7 protein-coding genes are annotated in these 4648 nt (G+C 59.9%); 5 read left to right on the top strand and 2 right to left on the bottom strand.

What is annotated here, in order from left to right:
• Nucleotides 1–57: 57 nt before the first annotated feature.
• The gene (locus tag ACW9JE_RS28825) at nt 58–867 is read right to left on the bottom strand and encodes a TatD family hydrolase (protein WP_457434692.1); all 810 of its coding nucleotides are present in this window, start codon (nt 865–867) and stop codon (nt 58–60) included.
• Between the two features lie 258 nt (nt 868–1125).
• On the opposite strand from ACW9JE_RS28825, the gene ACW9JE_RS28820 reads away from it, so the two are divergent.
• The 5 genes from ACW9JE_RS28820 (at nt 1126) to ACW9JE_RS28800 (ending at nt 4123) form a co-directional block, all read left to right on the top strand.
• Nucleotides 1126–2544, top strand: a complete 1419-nt coding sequence (locus tag ACW9JE_RS28820; protein WP_224541000.1) for an MltF family protein — start codon at nt 1126–1128, stop codon at nt 2542–2544.
• A 103-nt stretch (nt 2545–2647) separates the two neighbouring features.
• The gene (locus ACW9JE_RS28815) at nt 2648–3082 is read left to right on the top strand and encodes a DoxX family protein (protein ID WP_224540980.1); all 435 of its coding nucleotides are present in this window, start codon (nt 2648–2650) and stop codon (nt 3080–3082) included.
• Nucleotides 3083–3156: 74 nt separating this feature from the next.
• On the top strand, nt 3157–3603 hold the full coding sequence (locus tag ACW9JE_RS28810; RefSeq protein ID WP_457434691.1) for a glycine zipper domain-containing protein: 447 nt from the start codon (nt 3157–3159) through the stop codon (nt 3601–3603).
• A 69-nt stretch (nt 3604–3672) separates the two neighbouring features.
• Nucleotides 3673–3858 carry a hypothetical protein gene (locus ACW9JE_RS28805; RefSeq protein WP_457434690.1) on the top strand — a complete coding sequence of 62 codons (186 nt, stop codon included), beginning with the start codon at nt 3673–3675 and terminating at the stop codon, nt 3856–3858.
• 85 nt (nt 3859–3943) lie between these two features.
• Nucleotides 3944–4123 carry a hypothetical protein gene (locus tag ACW9JE_RS28800; protein ID WP_457434689.1) on the top strand — a complete coding sequence of 60 codons (180 nt, stop codon included), beginning with the start codon at nt 3944–3946 and terminating at the stop codon, nt 4121–4123.
• Between the two features lie 77 nt (nt 4124–4200).
• Here ACW9JE_RS28800 and ACW9JE_RS28795 read toward each other — a convergent pair.
• A partial coding sequence (locus ACW9JE_RS28795) for a hypothetical protein (RefSeq protein ID WP_457434688.1) occupies nt 4201–4648 on the bottom strand: 448 nt, incomplete at its 5' end.

Below are 4648 nucleotides of genomic sequence, written 5' to 3'. Positions count from 1 at the left end.
TGTGTCGACTGATACACCGCCTTCGCGAGCAAGCCCGCTCCCACAGGGATGAGGTGGTTATTGAGATATTGTGGGCAACCGGTAGAACGCCCGCGCGCAGGCGGTGGTGTGGGCGGCCAGGTCTTCCAGGGTTTCGCCCCGGTGCAACGCCACTTCACGCAATACTTCCGTCAGATACGCCGGCTCGTTGCGCCCATTCTTCGGCTTGGGCCGCAAACTGCGCGGCAGCAGATAAGGCGCATCGCTCTCCAGCATCAGACGCTCGCGTTTGATCTCCTTCACCAGCGGATGCAGATGAGTCCCCCGACGTTCATCACAGATCCACCCGGTAATACCGATGTGCAGGTCCATGTCGAGGTAGCTGAACAGCGCCTTCTGTTCACCGGTGAAGCAGTGCACGACCGCGGCCGGCAACTGATCGCGGTAATCGCGCAGGATCTCCAGTAAGCGCTGGCTCGCATCACGTTCATGCAGGAACACCGGCATCTGCAGTTCGACCGCCAGCGCCAGATGCTCTTCGAAGACTTTTTCCTGTTGCGGGCGCGGCGAGAAATCGCGGTTGAAATCCAGACCGCATTCGCCCACGGCCACCACGCTGGACTCCTTGAGCAGGCCGCGCAGCTGGCGGGCGCTGTCGGCGTTCCAGTCGCTGGCGCAGTGGGGGTGAATGCCGGCGGTGGCGAACAGTCGTTGCCCACTTTCATCCAGTTGCCGACACAGCTCCAGAGCTTGTTCGCTGCCCTCGACACTGGTGCCGGTCAAGACCAATTGGCAGACACCCGCAGCGTACGCGCGGTCGAGCACCGCCTGGTGTTTGTCGTCGAAACTGGAGTTGGTCAGGTTGACGCCGATATCGATGAGTTGCATGGTGCTACCTCGGACTCAAGGCCGAAAAGCATATCAGAGCTGTAGATTTATAAGAAAAACCAAGAACTACAAGCAGTTATCGCTGTCTTTCAAGCCGTGCCACAGAGCCATGCGCAAAACAGGATGGTCAGAGTGCCATCACTGTGCCAGTCTTTCGCACTTTTTCTGCGCACCTTGCCTGCGATCAATGCGCGCTATTTCTCCCATGTGGTTGCATGTCCGTTCATGCAGTCGACCCGAATTCTTGCCGGAGAGTGGATGATTCGTCCCTCGGTTTTGCTACTGCTGTGCTGTTCGCTGCTGCTGCCGATCTCGGCGCAGGCGCGGCTGCCCGGGCCACTGCAAGCCGTCCCCGCAGCCAAGGTCCGCGACCTCACGGAAATCCGCAGCAGCCGCGTGTTGCGCGTGTTGGTCAACCAGAGTCGCAACAGCTCCGGCGAAGTCCAGGGCCAGCCCATCGGCGTCGAATACCACCGCTTGCGCGCGTTCGAGCAATATCTCAATGGCCACGCCCGCGACGGTCAGGAAATCACCCTCAAGATCATCCCCAAGGGCAAGGATCAGTTGCTCGGCGCCCTGCAACGCGGGGAGGGCGACCTGGTCGCGCCCGGTGAGTTGCTCGATCTGCGGGCTGGTTACGCCGTCAGCACCAGCGAGCCGATTGCCCGCGACGTGCCGCTGGTCCTGGTCGGCATCAAGGGCGAACGTCGCTATACCCGCCTGGAACAGCTGTCGGGCAAAACCCTGGCGCTGCCCACCGGCAGTGCCGCCGGCGATGCCGTGAGCCAGATCAATCAGAAACTCGCCCTGCACAAATTGCCGCCGGTCATCATCGAATGGGTCGATCCCAGCCTTGCAGTCGAGGATGTGCTGGAAATGGTCCAGGGCGGGATCTTTCACCTGACCATCGTCGAGCAACCGATTGCCGAGCGCTGGGGCAAGATCCTGCCCAAGCTGCGTATCGACCGGCAGGTCCAGATCAGTGATCCGGGCGAGGAATACTGGTTCGTGCGCCGCGATGCGTCGATGCTGCGGGCCAGCATCGATCGCTTCCTCACCGGCTACAAGAAACCCTCGGACCAGGACGCCGCATTCCTGCGCATCTACCGTCGCCTCTATCAAGTGCACTATCCCTTGGCCAAGGCTGACCGCCAGCGCCTGGAAAAACTGCGCCCGGTGCTGCAGAAACACGCCGCTGCCCAGGGCATGGACTGGTTGAATCTGGCGGCGCTGGCGTTCAAGGAATCTGGCCTGCAACCCAAGGCCCGTGGCGGTGGTCCCACCGGCCTGATGCAGATCACGCCGTCGGCGGCCCAGCGGGTCGGGGTCAGCAATATTCAGGATCTCGATAACAATGTGCAGGCCGGGGCCAAATACCTGGCGATGATCCGCAAGAAGTTCTTCGCCAGCCCCAAACTCAACGAGCGCGAGCGCATGGCGTTTGTGCTGGCGGCCTACAACATCGGTCCGGAGCGGGTCCAGGGCATGCGCGCCGAAGCGCGGCGGCGTGGGCTGAATCCCAATCAGTGGTTCTTCCAGGTCGAGCGCATCGCCATGGAGCAGGTGGGGATGGGACCTGTCAGCTATGTTAATAGCGTGAACAAGTACTATCTGGCGTTCGATCGTGAGCGGGAATCGTTGGAGCCCCAAGGGCAAAAGGTCGCCCTACGCAAATGATCGAATAAACTGAACGGTTATAGCGGTTTTTTGCGCTTTTGCTATTTTGTTTACCGATTAATATGGCGCCCAACGAACACACACTCACTATGGATGACACAGCATGAGCACTCTGATCAACAAGGTACTGTTTACCCGCGCTGGCTACGGCCTGACCGTTCTGCGAATTTTCGTCGGCATCATCTTCGCCGCACACGGTTCGCAGAAGCTCTTCGGCGCCTTCGGTGGCTACGGCCTGGCCGGTACTGCTCAATACATGGAAAGCATCGGTCTGGCGCCGGGCTACCTGATGGCGACACTGGCGGGCGGCACCGAATTTTTCGCCGGTCTGGCCCTGATCATTGGCCTGCTGGCGCGCCCTGCGGCGCTGGGCCTGACCTTCCTTTCGCTGGTGGCGATCTTTTCGGTGCATATCAGCAACGGCCTGTTCATGGCCAACAACGGCTACGAATTCGCCCTGGCCTTGCTGGGTGGCAGCATCGCGGTGCTGATTGAAGGTGCGGGCAAGCTGTCGGTGGATCGTGCCATCGCCGGTTGATCAATCGACTTCAGCGAACGTTTTTCCCGATCAAGCCTCAAATCTTTACATCCCTTGAAGATTCGAGGCACACCATGACAGCGAATGCCAAAGGTAAAGAGACTCGACGTTCCCTGATACCGGCCTTGGTTTTTGGGCTGTTGCTCTCACCTCTGGCCATGGCGGGCGATAACGGCTCCGCTGCGGTAGGCGGGGGCCTTGGCGGCGTAATTGGTAACGTCGTCGGTGGCCAGGTCGGCGGCAGTACTGGTGCTGCGGTGGGTGCCGGCGTCGGTGGCGCCGCCGGTAGTGCGGTCGGTGCTCGCAAAGGCAGCCGCACCGAAGCTGCAATCGGCGGTGGCCTGGGTAGCGCCGGCGGTTCGGTGCTAGGCAACAGCCTTGGCGGTTCTACCGGTTCGGCCATTGGTGCAGGTCTTGGTGGTGCAGCCGGTGGTGCGGTCGGCAATAATCTGGGTACCGACAATGACCGCCACTCCGGTGGTCACAAGCACAAGAACAAGCATCGCAACAAACATCATTGATTGTTGCTTTGGTGAGGAGCCAAGGTGAGGGGCTGAACGCTCCTCATCTCCGAATACTCGAGGTGTGTCATGGCTTCGAAAACTGCGGGTAAAACAGAAGATAGTCCAGTCATTGATCCGCTGATCAACGATCCGGGCAATGAAGATCCGGGGTCTCTGATGGACGATGCCACGGTGCCGCTCAACGACTCCGATGATGCCGGTGACGTTGGAAATATCGAACTCGAGCATGATCACGAAGACGATGATGATTGACCGGTTGTCCGCCCGGTCGAACGTGCGTAACGCGTAATCCTCGAAATGTTAGGGCCTGCTTTTCAGGCTCTCCGAGAGGTGCGCCATGAATGCTGATCCAAGAGACACCGACGCCGACGAAACCCCCGAATATCCCCTCCCTTCACCCACCGATCCCCTGGATCGCGACCAGCGACCACCCGACGATGACGCCGGTATCGAGCAGGTGCCCGACGAAAACGTCAGGCGCACCGACGTCGAATCTCCCCCTGACAATCCGAGCTGATATCCGCTCGCAGCCGTTCTCACCAGAGACCGCTTGTCGATTGAGCGGCAACCTTGAAAAGCGCCTGCTGCCAACAGTCAGGTAAGCAGCTTTGAAAAGGAGTGCACCATGATCAGGTCAAAAATCACGGCCATGGCAATGGCCGGCTTGATGTCACTGTGTTCATGGGCGGCGTTTGCCGGCAACGATGCGCCAGTCGACAAGGGCGGAATGCCGCCGTCCACGGAAATGAACGCGGGCTCCGGGCCCGAGAATGCGCTGCCACCGGGTTCGATTGGGGGTGGCAATGGTGGGGATGCCAATGGCAGCAGCACCAGCCCGAAGAAGGACAGTGGGGTCAAGAGTGAGAAGGGGTCGACGGATAGTGGAACCTCTAGCCAGTCCAAGGATTCGGGCAGTAGCAAAGAGAAGAGCGGCGGATAATCCGCAGGTAATGTGCAGTCTGGTCTGACGCCATCGCGGGCAAGCCCGCTCCCACAGGGTCTTGTTTTGTATATCGGTTTTGAGAACGGCATAAAAACTTGT

The sequence above is a fragment of the Pseudomonas sp. SDO55104_S430 genome (assembly GCF_054070595.1).
This window is presented reverse-complemented; position numbering and strand designations above follow the sequence as displayed.